The following is a 23,657-nucleotide window of genomic DNA, read 5'->3' on the forward strand; positions in this document are numbered from 1 at the left end:
ACCCGCAAATGCCTGCTATAACCCACATCAACCAATCCGCTATATCCACGCCAACTATCAGAATAGATGACGCTGTCCAAGCTGACTTTACCCAGTATAATGTCTTGCAAGGTCTGCTTCTTACAATCAGGAACGATTTCCGTATAAACCCTGTCCTCACGTTCGAATATACCGAATACAGGCTGTTTCAACGTTCCTCTGCCGCGTTTAAGCTTGCCATGAAAGCCTCGTTGCCGCTTGCCGCCAAAATATAGTTTCTTCAGATTAAAATGAGACAATAATAATTTTCAATATATTGAAAATTATTTCAATATGTTGTTTTAAGGCGCATCATTTTAATCTGAAGAGACTATAACTTTCATCGACTTCTATGCTTCAAGTTCACTCTGATGGCGATATAGTCAAAGAAATGAAAAAGTGGCACAGTAATGCTGCTAACAGGTAGCGCACAGAGTACGGCGAGATGTGTTTAAATTGTAACTCTTTTTGAATTCCTTGACTATAGATTTCCTGACGAAAGATGTTGTACCAATGATTGATGGTATTGCGATTGAAACCGGTCAGCAAAGCGGTTTTTGAGGCTTCAATATCGGCACAAAAGTGCCGAATAATTTTTTTGAGATGATATGTGCTTAATTTATAGTCTCTTCAGATTAAAATGATACGCCTTAAAACAACATATTGAAATAATTTTCAATATGTTGAAAATTATTATTGTCTCATTTTAATCTGAAGAAACTATACTGTTGTATCTCATTTTTCTAGTCTAACAGAATGATTCTGCTAGTCTAGAGTCTAATTAAATAAAACGGAAAAGTTATAATTTTATTATATTTTTTTAAACTCCAGACTAATTGAAAATTTATGGTTTAACTAATTCTAATCTTTTTAATAATTTATTTACCTCTTGCTGATGTAATCTTTTCATATACATAACTCTACCCACAGTGCTTAAAAATAGCTCTTTGTATTCCACTGTATTTTTTAATGCTTTAAATTTTAATTCACATTCATGCACTGCTGCACGAATTTTATTGCGTTCTGATTTATTGATAGTTGGTCGTTTTGTCGTAACATTCATTTTATTAATTATTTGTGATGAACCCTTATTCATAATTTTGTGTTTTTTACGATTTGGTTTTGCACCGATACTCTTGAATAATGAAATTATACTGCTGATGATTTCAGATTTTTCTTGATTGCTTATATCACGGTTAGCTGAAACATTCACATCATCTACATACCTTGTATAAGTTAATCCTTCTTGTTCAGGCGGGCGGTTTCGGCGGCTTTATGCTTTTGTTCAAATGTGTGAATAAAGCTTTTTAAGCCATCAATATGTTCTGCTAAATCGCCTTTTACTTCCCAGCCCATTGCATCTAAAATAAAATGAGAACCTTCCATGCGTGCCAATTTCGCAGCAGGAACAAAATCACTGTCCCCAGAAATCAATACGATTTTATCAGCCAACTTTTTCAAAACCACACTGGTAATATCCACCCCCAATTTCATATCCACTCCTTTTTGTTTGGGTTTTAATGAAACATTATCAGGGTTAATTTCAGTATGGGATATTTCCCCACGAATCAGTTTACGAAAATCGTGTACAGCATCGTGTCGGATAAATCCCCAATCTGTTTTTGTGTCCACATGCAATGTACCCATGCGACAAGCCACATAAGGTTGATGCAATAAAGCCTGATGAAGTGCAGTCATATATTGTGTGATATTGCTCTTGGCAAAATTAATTTCCTGTTTGATAATCGGATGTTGTGCTTTATTTTGCAAAGGTGGGCAATCATAAAAATAAATCCGATAAATTTTCTCGCCATTTTTTCTATCTACATGCTGAATCCAATAACGCCACATTAGTTCTGCCAATTTTTCAGGCAGCATGGTCATATTGGGGTCAATTTTTGATGTGAAAATGCGTGTAAAGAAACCCGCATCCACAAAAATAGCAACTTTTCTTATCATGATTTTTATCAATCAATTATGTAAAAAGCCTATGGATCGCCAATTTCCTGATAGTGGAATGGGTCGCCATAGGCTGGATGTGATTGAAACAAAGATTATTGTCTTTGTTTTATTTAGGATTATAAAAAGTAAAAACTTTCTTTTCAAATATTTTTTGGACTTCTTACTTCAATTTATCCAACGCCACCTGAATTTTCGCCATTTTCTCTTGCAAATCAGCCAATTCTGCTTTGTCTTTTTCCACCAAATGCGCGGGAGCTTTGTCCATATAGCCTGCTTTGGACAATTTCGCGTTCAGTTTATCCAAGGCTTTTTGCAATTTTTCGGCTTCTTTGTTCAGACGCGCGGTTTCGGCGGCTTTGTCCACTTCCACTTTCAGCATCAAACGCGCACCGCCACACACGGCAACAGGCGAATCTTCGCTTTCAGGCAGCGTGACAACTTGCGTGGCTTCGGTTAAACGCGCCATCATCGGCAGATATTTCAAATAATCCGCCAAATCGTCCGCGCTTTCCACAAACAATGGTGCTTTCACGCTCGGTGCAATGCCCATTTCGCCGCGCAAATTACGCACCGCGCCAATCAAGTCTTGCAATGCCGTCATTTTGTCAAACGCGCTTTGTTCCACAAAACTCAAATCGGCAATCGGGAACGGCGCATTCATAATGCTGTCCGCCACTTTGCGGTCGCACATCGGCGCGATGACTTGCCAGAGTTCTTCCGTAATGAAGGGGATAATCGGGTGCAACAAACGCAAACTCACTTCCAATACGCGCAACAAAGTATGGCGTGTGGCGCGTTGGCGGCTGGCGCAACCTGTTTGCAATTGCACTTTCGCCAATTCCAAATACCAGTCGCAATAGTCATTCCAAATGAAACTGTACAACAATTCCGCCGCCAAATCAAAACGATAGCTTTCATACGCTTTGGCGACTTGTTCTTCCACTTGGTTCACGCGCCCGATAATCCATTGGTCGGGGAATGAGTAGGCGCGTGGCTCGGTGGCGTGTGCGCCGTAGCCGCAATCTTTGTCTTCCGTGTTCATTAAGACAAAATTGGTGGCGTTCCAAATTTTGTTGCAGAAATTGCGGTAGCCTTCGGCGCGTTTGAAGTCAAAATTCACGCTGCGCCCCAAGCTGGCGTAGCTTGCCATGGTGAAACGCAACGCGTCCGCGCCCATTGCGGGAATGCCTTCGGGGAACAGTTTTTTGGTGGCTTCTTTGATTTGTGGCGCGGTTTCGGGTTTACGCAAACCTGTTGTGCGTTTAACCAATAAGTTATCCAAATCAATGCCGTCAATCAAATCCACAGGGTCAATGACGTTGCCTTCGGATTTGGACATTTTTTTGCCTTCGTGGTCGCGCACAATGCCGTGAATGTACACGTCATGGAATGGCACTTTGCCAACAATATGCGTGGTCATCATAATCATACGCGCCACCCAGAAGAAAATAATCTCGTAGCCCGTAACCAACACATTGGACGGCAAAAACGCTTTTAATTCAGCCGTATCGGGTTCGCCATCGCGCCAACCCAAAGTGGAAAACGGCACCAGCGCAGACGAGAACCATGTGTCCAATACGTCTTCATCGCGGGTCAGTTTCAGGCTGCCTGCTTGTTGTTGCGCTTCTTCTTCGGTGGCGGCAACGTAAATATTGCCGCTTTCATCGTACCACGCAGGAATTTGGTGTCCCCACCACAATTGGCGTGAAATGCACCAATCTTGCAGATTGTTCATCCATTGGTTGTAGGTGTTAATCCAGTTTTCGGGAATGAATTTGACTGCGCCGCTGTCGGTGGCGTGTTTGGCTTTTTGTGCCAAGCTCATGCCTTTGAATTCGGAATCGGGTTCGCCGCCGTTGGGCGCGGCGTGCATATTCACAAACCATTGATTAGTCAGCATAGGTTCAATGACGCTGCCTGTGCGGTCGCCTTTGGGGGTCATTAATTTGTGCGGTTTCGTGTCCGCCAACAAACCTTGTTCCGCCAAATCCGCCACCATTTGTTTACGCGCGGCAAATCTGTCCAAACCTGCGTATTGTTCAGGCAGCCTGAAAGATTCCAGTACATTGCTGCGGTAATCATAAACTTCTGCCGTTGCTAAAATTTTTGCTTCTAAACTCAATACGTTAATTAAAGCTGTGTCGTGGCGTTTGCCGACTTCGTAGTCGTTAAAATCGTGCGCGGGCGTAATTTTCACGCAGCCTGTACCAAATTCGCTGTCCACATATTCATCGGCAATCACGGGAATTTGACGACCTGTGAGCGGCAAAATCAATGATTTGCCAATCAAATGGGCGTAACGTTCGTCTTTGGGATTGACGGCAACCGCCACGTCGCCCAATAAGGTTTCGGGGCGCGTGGTGGCGACAATCACGGCTTCATTTGGATTGTCCGCTAATGGGTAGCGGATGTGCCACATGGAGCCATCGCTTTCCACATTTTCCACTTCCAAATCCGACACAGCCGTACCGAGAACAGGGTCCCAGTTTACCAAGCGTTTGCCGCGATAAATCAAGCCTTGATTGTATAATTTCACAAAGACTTGGGTAACGATTTCAGCGCGTGGCGCGTCCATCGTAAAGTATTCGCGCGACCAGTCGGCAGAGCAACCCACGCGGCGCATTTGTTGGGTGATGGTGCCGCCAGATTGTTCTTTCCATTGCCACACTTTTGCCAAAAACGCCTCGCGCCCCAAGTCATGACGCGAAATGTTTTGCGCGGCAAGTTGGCGTTCCACCACGATTTGCGTGGCAATGCCTGCGTGGTCGGTGCCGGGAATCCAAGCAGTGTTGCAACCTTTCATGCGGTAATAGCGCGTCAAGCCGTCCATAATGGTTTGATTGAAGGCGTGCCCCATGTGCAGCGTACCTGTTACGTTGGGTGGTGGCAGTTGAATGCTGAATGCGTCGTTTTTGCTGAAATCGGCGGCGAAATAGCCGCCTTTTTCCCAATATTGATACCATTTGCTTTCGACTGCGGAAGGAAGATATTTGTTCGCCATAATGTGTCCAAAAAGTATGAAAAGACGCGGATTATAGCAGGATTGGGCTTGCCTCGCGCGCCGCAAAAGGGCGGCAGGAGGCTTTTAGCGTTTCAGTCGGTTTTTATAGGCGATATAGGCGTTTAATAATTGCGGGCGCAGCTGTTTCGCCGTGCTGTCGATAAAGATTAATTTGTTTTGTTTGAGTTTTTCTGCTGTTTGCCGCCATTGGACAGCATAAACGCCTCTTGCCGCCGCCATCAGGGCATCATCGCCGCGCGCGATGTCCTCGGCTTCGTCAAAATAAGGTGGTCGAATGCTGATTAGCATGACGTGATGGCGTTTTTGTAAAAGTTGCAGCGCCGGACGCAGAATGTGCTCATCGCCGGCTTCCAAGACGGTCAGCAGAATAATCAATGAGCGGCGGCGCTGACGCAAATAGACTTCGCGGATAGCAGCGGCAAAATCCGGCGGCGCAGCTTGCGGATAGCAGTCGAAAAGGCTCTCGACCAAGCGGCGGTATTGTCCGCTTTGGCGCGAACAAGGCAGATAAAACAAAGGGGTATCGGCAAATAATTGCATGCCGATTTCATCGCCTGCGGCAAGGGCGGCATGGGCAAGCTGCGTGGCGGCAGCAAGCACTTCGTCAAATAAGGAATGCCCTGCAAAATGTGATTGCAGGCGGCGCGAGTTATCCACCATCAGCAATACCGGCTGCTCATGCTCAAATTCAAATTCGCGCACCAGCCATTTACCCAGTCTTGCCCGCGCTTTGTGGTCAAGACGCGCAATCGCATCGCCTGCCAAATAGTCGCGCAGATGGGAAAAATCGCCGTTGCCGCTGCGGATATGCAGAGGGTGAACATTCCCTAATTGGCTGCTGTGAATGCTGGCAAAGCGCTGCTGATGCAAATGCGCAAAACGCGGATACACGCGTACCTGCGCCACGCAAGGCAAATGCACATCGCGTTGCCACAGCGGTAGCAGTCCTTTGCCGAGATAACGTAATTGCACTTGGCTAAATTCAAAGCGTCCGCGTGCCTGAATGCAAAGCGGATAGCGCAGATGCGCTTTGTCTTGCGCGGCAATCTCCACAGAGATTGCCTCAATGTCCGTTTCCGCCGTCGCGGGATAGTGATCAAAGACTTGTAGCGCAATATCGCGTTCTAATTGATTATGCACGCTTAATTGCATCTCAAAGCTTTTGTCGCTTTGCTGCACGCTGTTGTAATCGCGGCTTAAGGAAAAACGCGGTTCTTCGCGCCATGCCGTCCATGCACTCGCTGCCAAAGCCGCCAGCCACAGCAGCAATAAACCCCAAGCATACATCAGCGGCATATCCAATAATGCCAGCAGCAATTCGCCTGCCGCCAATGCCGCCCAGCCCCACAATTGATATCGGCTTGGAATCATGTGTTTTATTCGCGCGGCAAAGGAATGCGCTGCAATAATTGGGCAATCAGCTCATCGCTCGTCAAGCCGTCGATTTCCGCTTCGGGCGAACGTTGCAGACGATGGCGCAAGACTGCCGGCGCCAGTGCTTTGATGTCATCAGGCAGCACATAGCCGCGCTGATGCAAGACCGCGCGCGCTCTTGCCGCCACTAATAAGGCAATGCCCGCTCTCGGGCCCGCGCCGGCGGCAAATTGCTCCATTTCACGAGTTTTGCGTACCAATGCCAGCACATAGCGGACAATCCTTTGATCGACCACCACTTCTAATAATAATTGCTGCCATTTGGGCAAATCCGCCGCCGCTAAAACCGCCTGCGCCGCATCGGTATTATTCGCCAGCGGCTGCTTCCAAGACAGCAGACGCTCCAATAAGACCTGTTCGGCGGCTTGGCTGGGATAATCGATGCGGCTGTTAAGCAAAAAGCGGTCAAGCTGCGCTTCGGGTAAATGATAAGTGCCTTCCTGTTCAAAAGGATTTTGCGTTGCCAATACCATAAACGGCGGCGTTAAAGGCAGGGTTTTGCCCTCAATCGTTACCTGCCGCTCCTGCATCACTTCCAATAAAGCCGCCTGCGTTTTAGCAGGGGCGCGGTTGATTTCGTCCGCCAGCAGCAAATGGGTAAAGACCGGACCGCGGCGCAATTTAAAGCGCCCGTCGCTGGGATCATAAACCATACTGCCGGTAATGTCGGCAGGCAGTAAATCCGGCGTAAATTGAATGCGCTGATAATCGCCGCTGATGGTTTTGGCAAGCGTTTCCACCAGCAAAGTTTTACCCAAACCCGGCACGCCTTCAATCAAAATATGCCCGCCTGCCAAAAGTGCAATCAGAGCTTCTTCCACTACCTGCTCCTGCCCGATAATCACGCGCTGCACCGCTTGGCGCAAAGCCGCCGCCAAGCAGCATAATTGCTGCAAAGACTCGCTCATTGCCTGATTTGAAAATGCTTCACTCATGTCTTCTCCTTACTGCTGCGCGCAGCTGCTCCGCCGCACGCACAAAATCGATAAAATCCGCTTCGGTTTGCGGCAATGCCGCCTGCACAAGCCGCCGGAATTGCGCAGCACTCAAACCGCTTGCGGCGAGAATTTCGGCATCAGGCGCCGCGTCCGCGTTTTGCAGCATCGGCATCTCCGCCAATAAACGCTGACGCATCTGCGCCGCCAAATAGGCATAACCATAATCTTTCTGCCGCGCCCAAAAATATCCTGCGGCAAGCAAATGCTGCTGCATATCGTGCCCTACGCTTGCCTGCGGCACAATCAAAGCGCCGAAACGCCGTCCGCCGCGCCATAGTAATGCCAAGACGCCCAGCAAAGCTGCCGCCAATGCCGCCCACCATTTTGCCTCGGGCAGTTTTAAGTCGAAGTCTTGGGTCGAGCGAGTCTGCGTATCTAATATCAGGCGGGCTTTGCTGCGTCCTTGCAGCAAGGCATGCAGATAGGCGGCATTATCGGCGCGCGCCAGCGGCACATATTCCTCATCCTCATCAAGCCATTCCCCTTTATACTGATGGCCATGGTTATGCCACAGTCCTGTAGAATGCCCCAAAACCACTAATTCTCCCTTGCCCAAAGCGATTTTCCTACCAAAGGCTGACCGTGGATAAGCATTGCTATACACCCCTGCTATTGCCGCTGTTTTCTTGCTATGCTTCTCGGATTTTAAAGCAGCGATGATAGCTGCTGGTTCGACAGTCAATATCGCCTCTCCCTTTTCTCGCCAGATCAAAGTATTATTTTTAAACTGATGAGGATACACCAATCCTTCTGCTTCTAAATCGAGATTGAAATATGCCGCCCAATCGCGGTTAGCCAATATAATCAGACGACCGCCGCTCTCTACCCAAGCACGCAGCTGCGCTTTTTCCGTCTCAGTACCACCATCAACATGAGCATCTAATAGCAGCGTTTCATCATTTCTTTCCATCGCCTGCGGCAATATACCCATCTGTTCTACAGTCAATACAATACCGCGTTTGGCTAAAAAAGCTTTTGCTAAAGCCATATTGTCATGCTTCGCGCTACCGCTCCAGCCTTTCCATACGCGTACACGCACACGTTCGCCTTCTTGCGCTTCGCCATAACCGAACCACAGCCATAAGCAGGCAATCAGGATTAAACCAAATAACGACCAAGTCATTTTTCTCATACTTGCCGCCATAACTGTTGATAATCGGCAAGCAAAGCCAGTACCGCCGTTTTATCTAAATGCTGTCGGGCATAAGCGCCTTGCTGCCATAAAGAAAATAACCGTTGCAAAAAATGTGCCTGTGCGGAAGTGCTTTGTCCTTGAATGCGCTGCCAATAATCGTTTTCGGTTTCGTCAAGCATCATTTCGGGCAAGCGGTATAAATGCGCGTCTTTCCGCCAATGCGCATATAAAATCGCCACCGCTCTCAATAATTCGCCTTTTTCGGCGGCAGATTGCGCCGCTGCAAGGTTTTCGAGCACGGCACGATGTTCTGTGCGGCTGATTGCCCTTCCTGTTTGCTTGTGTTTACGCGCTGACAGAGCGCTAGCATGGCTGCCGCGGATGATGTGATAAAACAGCCACAGCAAAAATACAATGGCGGCAGCAATCAGAGAAAATTTAACCGTTTGACTGAAATTGCCATCAGGCAGATTGAGAGAAAAATTTGAATCGCCATGCTTATTTTTGCGCCACACATGCTCATAAGGGCCACTGCTACCCTGCACTTCTGCCTGCACCCAAGCCTTATCCGCCGCCGCCTGCTCCGCCGTCAAGGCTTCTGCATTGGTGCTGAACGCCAATAGCGCCGCACAAACGCAGACTGCCGCACATTGCATCAGGCGCGCCGCCAAGGCCTGCATATCCAGCGCCACTGCCCAGCCCTCGCTGATGATGCGCCAATTCAGATAAATCATAAAGCCCGCGCCGATATAAAACGGCGTTGCCAATAGCGACAGCAAGGCATAAAACAGCGCCAAGATTTGATGCAATTGCTGCGGCTGATGCAGCAGACTTTGCAAAAAAGCCGCGAGGTTGAGATAGGACAAATCAAACAGCTGCCACAGGCAGATGCACAATAATCCGCTTTCCAATAAGGACAGCAAGAGCAATACGCTGCCGCCGCCCGAAGCGCCGCCGGCAAAAAAGCGCAGCCGCTCGCGTTTTTCCTTACCGCGCAAACCTTCCAAGCAATTTACCGCATGGCGGATAGGGGCAAAGGCGCGAAAGAGGCGCAAATAGCTGATTTCCGCCAACCATGTAGGGGCGAACACGGCTTTTTGCTCCGCCCGCCAGTCCGAGTCCTGCTTAAAAATCAGGCGGCTGAGGCGCAGCAATATCGGACGTTCGTATAAAGGCTTGAGCCACCATGTAATAAGCAGCAAATACAGCGGCGAGCTTTGCTGCCACCACAGCGCCGCGCCCACCGCGCTAATTACCGCCCAGCAAGGCAAGGCACTCAGCAATAGGGAAAAATAATGGCGTCGCGCCAGCATAAAGCCGAGGTTAATCGCTTCCTTACTCGTGCGCGCCCGCACTTTGATTTCAAGCGCCTGCATCGCCGCGTCCTGCCAAGAAAAAATACGCCAAAACCAATACCCAAGCGATGCCGCCAACGCTGAATTTGACGGCGGGCGGCAGCCAAATCGCCGACCAAAACGCCTCGACCAAAGCAGCAAGGAAAAACATCAGCACCACCGCGACCAAAACAGGGAAGAAGTCTTGCAGCATCTGCCGCACCGAATCGCTGCGGCGCAAACGCCCCGGCAAATATAGGGCACGCGCCAAAGCCAGTCCGCAAGCGCCTGAAAAGATGATTGCCGTGATTTCAAAAGCGGCATGGGTAATCACAAAAGGAAAGAAGGTCTGTCCTGCATAGCCGACATGAATCATTTGCGCGCTGACGATGCCGAAGTGCCAGCCGTTAAGTATCAGCACGATAAAAACCCCGATGCCCAATACGGCGCCGCCGGCAATGGTGCGCAGACCAATCGAGGTGTTGTTCTGCACATAATGCCCGAACATCATCACATCGCTGGAAGCGCCGCGACTTTCGCCGAGACGTTTATCAGGATCAGGGGTATACATCTCGGTATAAGTCCCTGCCGCTTCTTCGGCAAATTCGGGATTCAGCAGACCGAAGCCGATAGCAAAGAACAGCGGCAGAAAAAACAAAGCGCCGGAAAGCGCGAAATAGCGCCAAAAGCGGCGCACCGTCTGCGGCAATTGCCAGCGGAAAAAATCCGCAATCAGACCGGCATGACCACGTTTGCGCCGATACAGACATTGATGCCCCAAGACCGCCAAACGGTTTAATCTCGCCAGTAAAGCGGCGGAAAAACCTGCGCGTTCGCCGTAGCTTAACTGCTCGCACAGACGACGGTACTGCATCGGAAAATCTCCTGCCGCGATTGCCGCTGAAGAGGTTTGTTTACGCGATACGGTATCGGCTTGCAAAAATGCTTCCAATTGCTGCCATTCTTGCTCGTAAGCGGCGATAAATTGCTGCTCTTTCATGCTTTTGCCGCTCCTTGCAGATAACGCGCATAGGCGATTAAGCGCGCCACTCTTTGCTCGCCGCTGCATTCGGGCAACAAGGCGGCAAAAGGCTCGCTTAATTCAATCGCGCGTTCTAATTGATGCTGTTGGGCATAATGGGCAAAATCCATAATGATACGCTGCTCGGCGCGGGATAAACGCCATAAAGGCGGCGTCGCTTCGCCTGCCGCCAAAGCCTGCTGCGGCAATTGCGGTTCTTGGCGGAAAATAACCACCGTTCCCGCCAGCCAATCTCCCACACGCTGATTCTTGCCGCTTATCAGCACAGACAGCATGCCGCAGGCAAAAAATGCCGGCATAAAATCCACATAGCGCAGCACATTGCGCCATGCCGCCTGCGAGACGCTCACAGGCAGCAAATCCGCGCCCACCACTTGCAGATTCATCATTTTTTTGCCTAAGGTTCTGCCGCTAAAGCGCCATTCGCAAAAGAAAAAATAGCCCCACATCAGCAGAAAATACATCAGCAGGAAAAAGCCCTGCGCCACATAAATATCCGGCAGAAAAGCGGCAATGAACAAGCAGACAAACAGCAAGCCCAGTATCAGCAGCACATCGATAATCAAAGCATAAGCGCGGCTTAGCGGATCTGCTAAAACCGCCGACAGCACAACGCCCTCGGCGGTTTCGACATAAATGCGATCATCGAGCAGGCTGTGGCGCATGCGTATTTAGCGTCCGAATTGCACGGCTTGGATGCCGCCGAAGAACATGCCTATAAGACCGAAAAGCATAAGGATAAGTATCAGCAGGCTTAAAAAGCCGAAAAATTTGATAATCATCACTTGCTTACGTGCAGCTGTTTCCAAATCGTCAATATCCCGGCTGTCCAAAGCCTGTTGGCAGGCAATTTTATAGCCGCGGAACAGCCAATATTGAAATCCCATTAACAATAAGGGAATCAATTGGAAAAAAGCGGCAACAGCGGATTTTAGAAAAGTGACGACAAATATTAGTAAGAAAAACAAAGTGGCCAATAAAAACAGAACGCTTAAGATTTTGCTCCAGCGAATCGCCTTGGGCAGTTGTTGAAAAATAGCTTCCATTATGAGCTCCTTAAGAACGGGCGCGGGCGCGGATTACATACTCTTGATAAGCCGGCAAAACGATTGCTGCGGCAATACCTAAAAGCATGATAACTGCCATAATAATCACAAAAATACCGGTTGTTTTCAGGAATGTAGAGCTAGAAGCAAAACATTGAGCAACGTCTGCTTCGGCATCAGGACTTTGGCGCAGCTGTTTGGCAGTTTTAGCATAGCGGTTCATAGATGTGCCGTAAAACCAATAAATCAGCAGCATCGGCAGCATAGAGACGACAACGCCGATAATCGCTCCGATGATGAACATGCTTTTTTCCTGATCGCTTCCCGCACCGTACTTAAAGGCAGCAGAAAAGCCGAATACCATCGCTAACAGATACAGCACGCCGAAAAACAGGGAAATAAAATTCACCACGCTAATCATGCGCGCCCACAAACTGCCCGAACTCAAGATTTCTACCAAAACCAAGCTCAGACCCTCACCGACATTGCGGCGCAAATTACTCTGCGGCGCACGGTATAAATTATCCATAAAATCTCCTTAATCGCGGCGCGACAGTATAACTAAAGCCTATTTTTTTTACTAGAAATTCATATTGCGGCAATTAATAACAAAATCTTATAGGATAATGATTTTTTATCTCTTTTTGCCCTTATGATGCAGGGGCTTTAGCAATAGTTCACACAACAAATAAGGAAGGACAAGATGTCAGAAACCTCTAAACGCTTTTTAATCGTCGGCTCATTGCTGCGTCCAGAAAGTCTGCTGACTTATAAACGCCAAATCGAAAAACGCGACGATATCCAATACCCTTTTTATCAAGATTTCGAGGGCTATGAAGCCGTCGAAGATGCGGCGGTCGCCGATATCGTTAAGGCGCAAATCGCGCAAGGTTTGCCGGAAATTACCGACGGCGAATTTTCCAAATCGCTTTGGCATTTGGATTTCGTCTGGGGCTTGAGCGGCGTGCACCGCTACATTGCCGAACACGGCTATTTTTTCCGCGACTATGATCAAGACAGCAAATACGAAACCCGCCGCGATATCGGCATCGAATTCAAAGAACGCGTCTGCTGCGATCATCACCCCTTTATCTGGGATTATCAACGCCTTGAATCGCTTGCACCCGAAGGTGTAGAACTCAAGCAATGCGTGCCCTCGCCCTCGCATGTGTATGGCGAATTCGGCTTGATGTCCAAAAACGTCAGCGGCAAAGTCTATGCCAGCCGTGACGAGCTTAAAGCCGACCTCACGCAGGCTTATAAAGATTTTCTTAACGAATTCAAAAAAGCAGGCGGCAAAATCGTTCAGTTTGACGACTGCTTGTGGGAACTCTTTGCCAGCGACAATCACCACAGCCCCTTCAGCGGCAAGGGCTACGATTCCGAAGAAGTGCAAAGCATCGCCAAAGAATTCATTGATTTAAACAATGAAATTATCGCCTATGCGCATGATTTGGATATCAAGGTCTACACCCATAATTGCCGCGGCAATTACGACTCACGCAATATGGCAGACGGCAGTTATGAAACCATCGCCGATTTGTTCTTAAAAAGCCAAAACTACGACCGCTTCTATCTGGAATGGGACGACGAACGCGCCAGCAATCTGACCGCCCTGAAAGCCTTTGCCGATAAGCCGGAAGCGGAAGTGGTACTCGGTTTCTTATCCAGCAAGACGACGGATTTGGATGATGAGGCGCGCACGCTGCAACTCTTGCAGGAAGCCAAGCAATACGTCGCCAAAGACAAACTCTACCTCTCGCATCAATGCGGCTTCGCTTCCTGCGATAACGGTAATGCCTTAACAGAAGCGCAGCAGTGGGCGAAAATCGCGCAGGGTCAAAAAATCGCCCGCCAATTCTGGGGCGAATAAAACCCTTCTAATCACAGCAATATATTGATAAAACTATTATTTTAGGATAATCATTACCGATTATCCTTTTTTTATGCGCCGTCCTTTTATCGGCGCTAACTTCAGGTAAAACCCAAGGAATAAGTCATTATTTTTAAGAGAAAAATGGCTATCTCTTGTTAAAGAATAAAAAGCGCATTCTGCGAGCGCCGTTCGATCTCAATCACATTTTTATATTTTTAAATACAAAACAATAACTTAATACTTATTTCCACTTAATTGATTTTTATCAAGGAAGGCTATCGTCATTTTTGCCACAATGCGCCGGCAACTTCAGCTGTTCTGTTTTACATTTGTGAGGCTTTCTATGAAAGAGTATAAAAAATTATGGATACTGCTTGCCTTTATTATGGTCGGCGCGTTTACCGTGCTGGGCTATTTCGGCAAAGAGGTGTATCACGAACGTCCACCAATTCCTGCTAAATTCGTCAGCGACACGGGGGAAGTGGTTTATACCTATGAGGACATCATGCAGGGGCAATCCGCATGGCAGTCTATCGGCGGTATGTCGGTGGGTACGGTTTGGGGGCATGGTGCCTATCAAGCGCCCGATTGGACAGCGGATTGGATTCATCGCGATGTGATGGTATGGCTGGATCAGCAAGCGCAGAACATATTCGGACAAAGCTATGATTCTTTATCCGAGCGCGACAAAGCAACATTGCAATATGATGCCGAGGAAGCTTTCCGCACCAATACTTATAATAAGGAAACCGATACCGTTACCTTATCGCAGCAACGTTTGAATGCGATTCGCGCCACCGCTGCTTATTATGACCGTTTATTCGGTAATGATCCTGAATTCAAGCATTTGCGCGAAGCCTATGCGATGAAGGAAAACACCTTGCCTTCTGCGGAAAAACGCGAAAAATTGAATGCCTTTTTCTTCTGGTCGGCATGGGCGGCACATACCAATCGTCCTGATTTAGACGTTACTTACACCAACAACTGGCCGCATGAGCCTTTGATCGGCAACCATCCGACAGCGGAAAATGTTATTTGGTCGATTGCTTCTGTCGTCACCTTGATTTTCGGTGTAGGTTTGGTGATTTGGATTTGGGCGTTCTGCGTGCATCATGAACATGATGAAATCGTTGTGCCTAAGCAAGATCCGCTGACCTTGGTCAAGCTTACGCCTTCGCAAAAAGCGGTGGGCAAATATTTGCTTGTGGTCGCGGCATTGTTCTTCGTGCAAGTCATGCTGGGCGGCTTTACCGCGCATTACACCGTCGAAGGTCAGGATTTCTACGGCATTCCTGTTTCTGATTGGCTGCCTTACAGCTTAACCCGCACTTGGCATATCCAATCGGCGATTTTCTGGATTGCCACGGGCTTCCTTGCCGCCGGCCTATTCCTTGTCCCGATTATCAACGGCGGACGCGATCCTAAATTCCAAAAATTAGGCGTTGACGTCTTATTCTGGGCATTGATTGTCGTGGTCGTGACTTCATACATCGGACAATTCTTAGCGATTAAAGGTTGGATGACGCCGGCTTTGAACTTCTGGTTCGGTCATCAAGGCTATGAATATGTTGAAATTGCGCGCGTACCGCAAATTGCCCTATTCATCGGCTTAGTTTTCTGGCTTGTCTTGATGCTGCGCGGCATTTGGGCGGCATTGCAAATCGAAGGCGATAAAAGTTTGCTCATTCTCTTCACGATGTCGGCTGCCGCTATCGGCGTATTCTATGCCCCTGCCCTGTTCTACGGCGAACATACGCATATGTCGATTATGGAATACTGGCGCTGGTGGGTAGTGCATCTGTGGGTAGAAGGCTTCTTCGAAGTATTCGCCACCACTGCCGTCGGCTTCATCTTCTACAATCTGGGCATGGTCAGCAAACGCGCGGCTACTACCGCTTCATTATTGGCAGCAATGCTCTTCTTAATCGGCGGTATTCCCGGAACCTTCCACCATCTGTACTTCTCAGGTACAACCACGCCGATTATGGCAGTGGGCGCAATGTTCTCCGCTTTGGAAGTGGTGCCTTTGGTACTCTTAGGCTATGAAGCCTTTGAAAACTGGACGATTCAGCATAAAGCGCCGTGGATGCGTCCGATGCGTTGGCCGCTGTGCTTCTTCATTGCCGTTTCCTTCTGGAACATGTTAGGTGCGGGCGTCTTCGGCTTTCTCATCAATCCGCCGATCTCGCTCTACTATCTGCAAGGTTTGAACACCACGCCTAACCACGGACATGCGGCACTATTCGGCGTTTACGGCTTCCTCGCCCTAGGCTTCACGCTAATGGTCTTACGCTACATTCGTCCGACCTTTGAGATGAACACCAAAATGCTCTACAGCGCTTTCGTGCTCTTAAACTTAGGCTTAATCCTGATGCTCTTCACCAGCTTACTGCCAATCGGCATTATTCAAGCTCATGCGGCAATTAGCGAAGGTCTATGGTGGGCGCGCAGTGCGGAATTTGTAGAACAAACGCCGATTATCCATACCCTGCGTTGGGTGCGTACCTTCGGCGATGTGATCTTCATCATGGGTGCGGTCGCTTTCGGCATACAAATCGTAAAAGGTTTATTGCACAAAGAACCGCAAGAAGTCACTCCTCAAGAAGCCACTCCTGCGGCATAATCTGCCGACCTGCAAAGCCCAGCCTCGGCTGGGCTTTGTTTTTTCGCCCAAACATGCTTCAATGAAGCCATCGATAAATAAGGACTCGTATGACATCACAAGACGCCGCTAAGCGCATCGCCGCCATAAAAAACAGGCAAACTCCCAAACAGCAGGTACAAGATTGGCAAACACTGCGCCATCAACAGCAATTAAGCGGAGAATTTGCGCTTGCCGCCGCTTTAGGCGTGCAAGGCTATGATGAAGAGCAAATTCATATGATTGCCCATTTATTCGGACGCTGATATGTATAAGTACCTCATTTTCATCCTCTTAGGCTATGTGCAAATTGGCTATGCGCAGGAAACCGACAGCCGTCTTTGCCAAATTCAAAGTGCAGAAGCCCGCCCGCTTCAAAGCAGTGACGACGGCACTTTACACATCCTCAAACAAAGGGAACAGCAACTCAATCACACAGATATTGCACTCAGCCGCAGTCCGAAAATTTACTGCCTGCAGGATGTACGTCTTGCCCACAGCGCCTTACCGCAATGGCAGCAGGAATTGCATCAAACACTGGGCAAAAACTGGATACTGCGCAGCAGCGATAAATTGCTGCTATGGGAAAGCAAAGGCAATTTCTGGCCGAAAAAATACTATGCCCTGATGTATGAACAGGCACCTGATGCCCCCGATACCTTGATTATGCGCAGTCTCTATGCAGAAAACAGCAACAGCGTTTTGCACAGTTATGTCGTCTTCGGCGTGGCGGCAAGTCCGTTTATACTCATGATAGCGATTGCCTTCTGGCTATACCGTCGCATTCGACGTAAAAAACAAGGCATCAAGACCGGCAATTATTAATTTCTATCTGTTATATTCGCCAATCCTGCTACAATACGCGCTTTTATTTAACCTTGAGCTTTCTATGCTGGCTTCCCGCTTTTTCTGGCTGACTTTATTGCTGCTTTTCTTGGCCTTGCTGTATTTGCTCAGCCCTATTCTCACGCCTTTTGTGCTAGGGGCTTTGCTTGCTTATTTAGGCGATCCGATTGCCGATAGAATCGAGCGCATGGGGCGTTCACGCACATTCGCCGTGATTATGGTCTTTATGGGCTTTTTCATCGGCTTAATCTTTATCGCACTGGTGCTTTTGCCTGCTTTGGCGGAGCAGGTGAACCGCTTGGGCAGCCATTTGCCCGAATACGTGATTTGGGTAAAAGAAAAAGCCGGGCCGACCATACAAAAACTCTTTGCCATTGATTTGAATTCCGTGAGCTTAGAATCCGTACAAGCCATAATTAGCGAGAATTTCGCCCAAGCCTCCGGTGTGGCGCAGTCTTTCATCGGCTCTATCAGCGGTTCGATCGGCTCGGTCATTACTTTCTTCACTTATTTATTCCTCACGCCGGTAGTGACCTTTTATCTGCTGCGTGATTGGGATTTGCTCATCGGCAAAATCGACGAACTCATTCCTATGCAATACCGCGCGATGACGCATGAACTGATGCGCCGCTGCGATTACGTTTTAGGCGGTTTTATGCGCGGACAATTGCTGGTCATGCTCGGCTTAGGGATTTTGTATTCGCTGGGATTGTCCTTCATAGGGCTGGATTTGGCGATTGTTATCGGCATGATTTCGGGCTTGGTCAGCTTTGTGCCTTATTTGGGTCTGATTGTGGGCATGGTCATGGCAGGCATCATGGCTTTGCTGCAATTCCAAGATTGGATGCATGTCATCGGCGTTATTGCCGTGTTTAGCGTAGCACAAACCATTGAAAGTACGGTACTGACGCCGAAATTTGTCGGCGAACGCACAGGGCTGCATCCTGTTGCCGTACTATTTTCCGTCTTAGCGGGCGGTCAATTATTCGGCTTTATGGGTATTTTGCTTGCCTTGCCGGTTACCGCCATCATTAATGTTTTCCTCAGCTATTTCAAAGAGCATTATTTAAACAGCGATGTGTATAAGGATATCGACGAAGATGCCTATGTTCTGCCTCAAGAACAATATATCAATCATGAAAAAACTCCACAAAACGATGCGTAATACTCTATTTTTATTATTTCTTTCTTTTCTCACTGCCTGCAGCAGCGCCATTGACTCCCAAGGCTATACCCAAGACCCTTGGGAAGGCATGAACCGCGGTATTTTTGCTTTTAACGAAGCGGTGGATACGGCAGTCTTAAAACCGGTCGCTACCGGCTATGAAACCGTCGTGCCAAGCCCCGTGCGCACCGGTATCGGCAACTTTTTCGGCAATTTAAGCGATGTGGGTTCTTTAGCGAATGCCATTTTGCAATTAGACGGACAAGCCACTGCCGGCATCGGCGCGCGTTTGATTAACAACAGCATTTTCGGCTTAGGCGGGATTCTCGATGTCGCCACGCCGATGGGCAATCCTAAAATCAGCAAAGATTTCGGTTCGACTTTATCGCGCTACGGTGTGGAATCGGGGCCGTATCTTGTGCTGCCGCTCCTAGGTCCCAGCACCCTGCGCGACGGTTTGGGCAAAATTCCCGACAGCTTCCTTAGCCCGATTAGCTATGTGAAAGACGACAAGATTTATTGGTCATTGGTCGCGCTCAATGCCGTGGATACGCGCGCCGCATTCTTCCCGCTGGAGCGGCAATTGGAAGGCAGCGCGACGGACAAATATGCCGCCATGCGCGATTATTGGCTGCAATATCGCTGGCAGCAATTAGGCAAATCCGTCAGCGATGCGCAGCAAGAAGACATTGACGCCCTCTTTGCGCCGACGGAATAAATTTTGAGCCGCCTGAGCCAGCAACAACGCAGCCGCATAGCCGCCCAGCGCAAGCAGAAACTTGCCGGCGGCGATATTGCCGATGCCGCATTGATTGTCGCGCACATGGGCTATCAAATCATCGCGCAACATCAGGGCAAATTGATTAGCTGCGATTGGCGCAAACAATTAGACGATATTGCGGTTAATGACCGTGTCTTGCTGCAATACAATGCGGACGGCAGCGCGGTTGTGGAAGCAGTTTTCCCACGCAAGCATACCCTTTATAAATGGCAGGGGCGCCAGAGCAGGGCGCTTGCCTCGCATTTGGATCAACTGTTGATTGCCATTGCCGTCGCCCCCGATTGGCAAACCGCTTTGATTGACCGCTACCTCATCGCCGCCAGAGAAGCCGGCATTACCGCCGCCATTATCTGCAATAAAACAGACCTCGCCGATAATCAAACACTGGTGCAATTAGAACAACGCCTCGCGCCTTACCGCCTGTTAAATATCCCGATATTTTTCATCAGCACTAAAAGCGGCGCCGGCATTGAAACCCTATGCGAACACATGGCAGGCAAGCAAAACATCCTGTGCGGACAATCGGGCGTAGGCAAATCCAGCCTGATTCGCCATCTGATTCCCGAGGCGGATATATGGGTACAATCGATTAGCGCCGCCACCGGTTTGGGCAGACACACTACCACCAATCTGCGCCGCTATCCTTGGCAAGAACAAGCCTGTCTGATTGACACGCCGGGCGTGCGCGGTTTTGCCGTCAAACACCTGAGGGCAGAGCAAATCTTGGCAGGTTTTCCGGATATCACGCAATACGCCGGCGACTGCAAATTCAATGATTGCCGCCATGAAAACGAACCGGGTTGTGCTGTGCAGGCGGCATTGGCATGCGGCAACATTCATGCCGAACGCTATGAGAGTTTGCAACAATTACTTACCGAAATGAGCTGAAGACCATGAACACGAAAAGCAAGAAAAACGACAATCCGCTGGAAAATTACGAAACGCATATCGCGCAATTAGAACACATCATCAGCGCCTTAGAGCAGGGCGAACTCAGCCTAGACCAAGCCCTGAAAGAATACGAGCAAGGCATCAAACTCATCCGCAGCTGCCAGCAAGCCCTAGATAGCGCCGAACAGAAAGTGCGCCTACTGACCCAGGCAAATAGCGAAGAAGAACATCTGCCGCCTTATCAAGAAAACGAACCGCCCACAGCATCTGCGCGCCGCCAAGCGGATTCCGATGACGACATTCCCTTTTAAGCATGATGAATATCGCCGACTACCAAACACGCATTGAAAACGTCCTTGCCGACGCTCTTCCGCCCGAACACAGCGGCAGTCTGGCAGCTGCCATGCGCTACGCCACGCTGAATGGCGGTAAACGTTTGCGAGCCGCTCTTATCTATGCCGCTGCTGAAGATAATGGCATAGATTTAGCGATGGTTGATGCCGCCGCTGCCGCGATTGAATGCATTCATGCCTATTCCCTTATTCATGACGATTTACCTGCTATGGACGATGATGATCTGCGTCGAGGCAAAGCCAGCTGTCATATCGCCTTTGGCGAAGCAGAAGCTATTTTGGCAGGAGATGCACTTAATACTCTTGCTTTTGAATTGATTAGTAACAGTCCTTTAAGCGCAGATATTCGGCTTAAACATATCCGTTTACTCAGCCAAGCGGCAGGCTGGGCTGGTATGGTCGGCGGACAAAGTCTGGATATTGCCTTGACCGGCAAAAAAACCGATTTGGCACAACTGCAAACCATCCACCGCGGCAAAACCGGCGCGCTGATTCAAGCGGCAATATTGATGGGCGCCTGCCCCGGCGAAACATTTGCGCAGCAGGAAAAACATCTAGCCGCCGTCGGCAAACTACTCGGCATTGCCTATCAAATTCATGACGATATTTTAGATGCTTCCGCCGACAGCCGGCAATTAGGCAAAACTGCCGGCAAAGATGCGGCGCAAGAGAAAAACACCTATGTGCAATTGCTCGGATTAGCGCACAGTCGAGTGCTATTGGAAGAAAGCCATGCGCAAATCCAAGCCGAACTGGAGCAATTGCCGCACAAACAAGCCTTATCCGCCCTAATTCAACACATCTTTTCCCGCACGTATTAGCGCTGAACAGGGATATTTGTCGCAACAAAACGAGGGAGCCAAGTCGCTTAGGCATAGATAATGCATTACCAAATAACTCCTTACTCTACAAACTATAGTCAAGGAATTCAAAAAGAGTTACAGTTTAAACACATCTCGCCGTACTCTCTGCGCTACCTGTTAGCAGCATTACTGTACCACTTTTTCATTTCTTTGACTATATAGTAGAAGAATTGAAAAAGTGACACGAGTTAGCGAGTTACAGGCGGTGCAGAGAGTAGGATAAGGCAACTCGAGACTGTAACTCTTTTTAAATTCTTTGACTATAATATGTAAAAATTATATATTCTTTTGACCTGAATTCGTCATGATTCCCAAAAAAATCATTTCATGTCGTGACATTTTCAAAAAAATAAGATAAAATTAGCCTTATAGTTAAAGAACTCAAAAAGAATTATAGCTTAGAATTACTTTGCCGTACTTTTGCACGGTCTGTGACTAGTTTTCTTGTATCACTTTTTCAGTTTTTTGATTATAGCACCTTTAAAACATTGAAATTTTTATGGTAAATTTATAAGAATTACTTAAAACACTGGATATCCATTATTTAGCAGATACATAAAAATTATGAGTCATTTTTTCTGAATTAACTATATTATTTCTCACTATTATAACCAGGAGTTATTTATGTCATTTTTTATTTTTATTCTCGTGGCTACTATATTTATTCTTCGTTTAGCCTTTTTAAGGATTTCCAAACGTAATGAACGTATAATTTTAGAAAAAGGCGGCATGGAGTACGATATAAAAAATACAAAATTTCTTACTATTGCTCATATTATTTTTTATATTTCCACTGTGTTTGAAGCATTTTTAAGAAAAACTCAATTCGATTTATTAGGGTTAATAGGTTTTTTTCTAATTTTATTCTCGCTGTCAATTCTTTATTATATTGTCAATGTTTTACTTAAAGATATATGGACAGTAAAATTAATGGTTGCTAAAAATCATCAATACAATCCTCATTGGCTATTCAGAACCGTTAAACATCCAAATTATTATCTTAATATAATTCCAGAGTTAATAGGTCTCGTATTTATTTGTCATGCATTTTATACTTTTATTATTATATTTCCTATATATATGATAATACTATTTAACCGCATTAAAAATGAAAACTATATTTTGAAAAATATAATTATTCCTAATAGTAATGTAACTAGCCCTTAAATTTTATGATTATATAAATTTGTAATAAAGTTAGATTGATATGTATTTTTCACATCAACTTAAGCAATAGGAAAATTTAAGAGACTGACGTAGATTAGCAATCAGTTTATACTCAAAAAATGAAGATAACTCATTGCAAATTAAGTAAATCCACACAAAAAAAATTACTTCAATTTTTTGTACCGGAAGTATAGTTTCTTCAGATTAAAATGATACGCCTTAAAACAACATATTTAAATATTTTTCAACATGTTGAAAATTTTTATTGTCTCATTTTAATCTGAAGAAACTATATAGTCGAAGAACTGAAAAAGTGACACAAAATATCAAGCTGCGAGCGTTATAGAGAGTACAGCAAAATGAATCAAAACTGTAACTCTTTTTGAAATCTTTGACTATAGGATAAACGCTATCCAGTGCTCTGGATTGCCAGGCTGAAACCTTTGCAAAACCTCAAAGCATCTAAGTTGCTTTGGGGTTTTCAACAGAAATGGCATTATTGACCCAAATTTTACCCATTCACCCTGATTAAACAGCCTATTTCAGGCTGCTTACCGCCTTTTCAGGCAGCAATAGGCGCAATTAGCCTTAACTTGTTGGCTGCTTTCAACAAATTCAAACACATCACCTTCAACACCATTTGCCCTTTGACTTTTTCCAAACCAAAATAGCTCGCCCGTTTGCATTTAAACAGTCGGTGCAAAATGGCAAAGCTCTGCTCTACACGATAGCGAACTTTTGATAGTTCCTTATTGCGCTCAATATCATCTCGGCTTAAAGGTTGCTTGCGATGGGCTTTGCGCATGATACCGTCTTTTAATTGATTGTTTTCTAAAAAAGCCCGATTGTCTTTGCTGTCATAACCTTTGTCGGCATACACGGTTACGCCTTCTTCAACATGGTCTAACACACTTGCCAAATGTTTGACATCTGCCTGATTGGCTGGCGTAACGTGGATTTGTTCAATAAAGCCTTCTGCATCGGTACGCGCATGCAGTTTGTAGCCCAAATGCCAATGTCCGCCTTTAATTGTCCATTTGGCATCGACAGCTTTGCTCGCTGGCGTATCGCTTACTTGGATTT

Annotated in this window: 22 protein-coding genes and 2 pseudogenes; 11 read left to right on the forward strand and 13 right to left on the reverse strand. The window is 47.3% G+C overall.

All coding sequences use genetic code 11. The features are described 5' to 3' along the window. The 12 genes and pseudogenes from ACJHVI_RS02510 to ACJHVI_RS02565 all read right to left on the reverse strand — a co-directional run. Positions 1-251 (reverse strand): annotated as a pseudogene (locus tag ACJHVI_RS02510) (transposase); the annotation flags it as partial. Between the two features lie 611 nt (positions 252-862). After that, positions 863-1,231, reverse strand: a complete 369-nt coding sequence (locus ACJHVI_RS02515) for a reverse transcriptase (RefSeq protein ID WP_483183045.1) — start codon at positions 1,229-1,231, stop codon at positions 863-865. Between the two features lie 23 nt (positions 1,232-1,254). Next, entirely contained in the window at positions 1,255-1,977 is a 723-nt protein-coding gene (locus ACJHVI_RS02520) for an NYN domain-containing protein (protein WP_483183046.1), read from the reverse strand. 163 nt (positions 1,978-2,140) lie between these two features. Continuing rightward, on the reverse strand, positions 2,141-4,981 hold the full coding sequence (locus ACJHVI_RS02525) for a valine--tRNA ligase (RefSeq protein ID WP_483183047.1): 2,841 nt from the start codon (positions 4,979-4,981) through the stop codon (positions 2,141-2,143). A gap of 84 nt (positions 4,982-5,065) precedes the next feature. After that, the gene (locus ACJHVI_RS02530; protein ID WP_483183048.1) at positions 5,066-6,373 is read right to left on the reverse strand and encodes a DUF58 domain-containing protein; all 1,308 of its coding nucleotides are present in this window, start codon (positions 6,371-6,373) and stop codon (positions 5,066-5,068) included. Positions 6,374-6,378: 5 nt separating this feature from the next. Then, positions 6,379-7,371 (reverse strand): AAA family ATPase, encoded by a 993-nt coding sequence (locus tag ACJHVI_RS02535; protein WP_483183049.1) that lies wholly within the window; start codon positions 7,369-7,371, stop codon positions 6,379-6,381. Beyond that, entirely contained in the window at positions 7,364-8,566 is a 1,203-nt protein-coding gene (locus ACJHVI_RS02540; protein ID WP_483183050.1) for a DUF4350 domain-containing protein, read from the reverse strand. The genes ACJHVI_RS02535 and ACJHVI_RS02540 overlap by 8 nt, the downstream gene beginning before the upstream one ends. Next, on the reverse strand, positions 8,563-9,945 hold the full coding sequence (locus tag ACJHVI_RS02545; RefSeq protein ID WP_483183051.1) for a hypothetical protein: 1,383 nt from the start codon (positions 9,943-9,945) through the stop codon (positions 8,563-8,565). Before ACJHVI_RS02545 ends, ACJHVI_RS02540 begins: the two co-directional genes overlap by 4 nt. Next, a complete protein-coding gene (locus tag ACJHVI_RS02550; protein WP_483183052.1) occupies positions 9,932-10,903 on the reverse strand; it encodes a stage II sporulation protein M in 972 nt (323 codons plus the stop codon). The genes ACJHVI_RS02545 and ACJHVI_RS02550 overlap by 14 nt, the downstream gene beginning before the upstream one ends. After that, a complete protein-coding gene (locus tag ACJHVI_RS02555) occupies positions 10,900-11,610 on the reverse strand; it encodes an RDD family protein (RefSeq protein ID WP_483183053.1) in 711 nt (236 codons plus the stop codon). The genes ACJHVI_RS02550 and ACJHVI_RS02555 overlap by 4 nt, the downstream gene beginning before the upstream one ends. A gap of 6 nt (positions 11,611-11,616) precedes the next feature. Further along, entirely contained in the window at positions 11,617-11,991 is a 375-nt protein-coding gene (locus ACJHVI_RS02560; protein ID WP_483183054.1) for a hypothetical protein, read from the reverse strand. 10 nt (positions 11,992-12,001) lie between these two features. Beyond that, on the reverse strand, positions 12,002-12,520 hold the full coding sequence (locus tag ACJHVI_RS02565; protein WP_483183055.1) for a hypothetical protein: 519 nt from the start codon (positions 12,518-12,520) through the stop codon (positions 12,002-12,004). A 174-nt stretch (positions 12,521-12,694) separates the two neighbouring features. On the opposite strand from ACJHVI_RS02565, the gene ACJHVI_RS02570 reads away from it, so the two are divergent. The 11 genes and pseudogenes from ACJHVI_RS02570 to ACJHVI_RS02620 form a co-directional block, all read left to right on the forward strand. Further along, entirely contained in the window at positions 12,695-13,864 is a 1,170-nt protein-coding gene (locus ACJHVI_RS02570; protein ID WP_483183056.1) for a uroporphyrinogen decarboxylase/cobalamine-independent methonine synthase family protein, read from the forward strand. 346 nt (positions 13,865-14,210) lie between these two features. Beyond that, complete coding sequence (locus ACJHVI_RS02575) at positions 14,211-16,490, forward strand: nitric-oxide reductase large subunit (protein WP_483183057.1); 2,280 nt, start codon at positions 14,211-14,213, stop codon at positions 16,488-16,490. An 89-nt stretch (positions 16,491-16,579) separates the two neighbouring features. Next, complete coding sequence (locus tag ACJHVI_RS02580; protein ID WP_483183059.1) at positions 16,580-16,774, forward strand: hypothetical protein; 195 nt, start codon at positions 16,580-16,582, stop codon at positions 16,772-16,774. A 1-nt stretch (position 16,775) separates the two neighbouring features. Beyond that, the gene (locus ACJHVI_RS02585; protein WP_483183060.1) at positions 16,776-17,333 is read left to right on the forward strand and encodes a hypothetical protein; all 558 of its coding nucleotides are present in this window, start codon (positions 16,776-16,778) and stop codon (positions 17,331-17,333) included. A gap of 64 nt (positions 17,334-17,397) precedes the next feature. Further along, entirely contained in the window at positions 17,398-18,519 is a 1,122-nt protein-coding gene (locus ACJHVI_RS02590; protein ID WP_483183062.1) for an AI-2E family transporter, read from the forward strand. Further along, complete coding sequence (locus ACJHVI_RS02595; RefSeq protein ID WP_483183063.1) at positions 18,491-19,237, forward strand: MlaA family lipoprotein; 747 nt, start codon at positions 18,491-18,493, stop codon at positions 19,235-19,237. Before ACJHVI_RS02590 ends, ACJHVI_RS02595 begins: the two co-directional genes overlap by 29 nt. Before the next feature lie 3 nt (positions 19,238-19,240). After that, complete coding sequence (rsgA, locus tag ACJHVI_RS02600) at positions 19,241-20,188, forward strand: ribosome small subunit-dependent GTPase A (RefSeq protein WP_483183064.1); 948 nt, start codon at positions 19,241-19,243, stop codon at positions 20,186-20,188. 5 nt (positions 20,189-20,193) lie between these two features. Next, positions 20,194-20,502, forward strand: a complete 309-nt coding sequence (locus tag ACJHVI_RS02605) for an exodeoxyribonuclease VII small subunit (RefSeq protein ID WP_483183065.1) — start codon at positions 20,194-20,196, stop codon at positions 20,500-20,502. 2 nt (positions 20,503-20,504) lie between these two features. After that, on the forward strand, positions 20,505-21,365 hold the full coding sequence (locus tag ACJHVI_RS02610) for a polyprenyl synthetase family protein (protein WP_483183066.1): 861 nt from the start codon (positions 20,505-20,507) through the stop codon (positions 21,363-21,365). Positions 21,366-22,031: 666 nt separating this feature from the next. After that, the gene (locus ACJHVI_RS02615) at positions 22,032-22,574 is read left to right on the forward strand and encodes an isoprenylcysteine carboxylmethyltransferase family protein (protein ID WP_483183067.1); all 543 of its coding nucleotides are present in this window, start codon (positions 22,032-22,034) and stop codon (positions 22,572-22,574) included. Between the two features lie 119 nt (positions 22,575-22,693). Next, a pseudogene (locus tag ACJHVI_RS02620) lies at positions 22,694-22,765 on the forward strand (IS1595 family transposase); the annotation flags it as partial. A 371-nt stretch (positions 22,766-23,136) separates the two neighbouring features. Here ACJHVI_RS02620 and ACJHVI_RS02625 read toward each other — a convergent pair. Beyond that, positions 23,137-23,657, reverse strand: a 521-nt coding sequence (locus ACJHVI_RS02625) for a transposase (protein ID WP_483183068.1), incomplete at its 5' end; no start/stop codon positions are given.

The organism is Suttonella sp., from assembly GCF_056855035.1.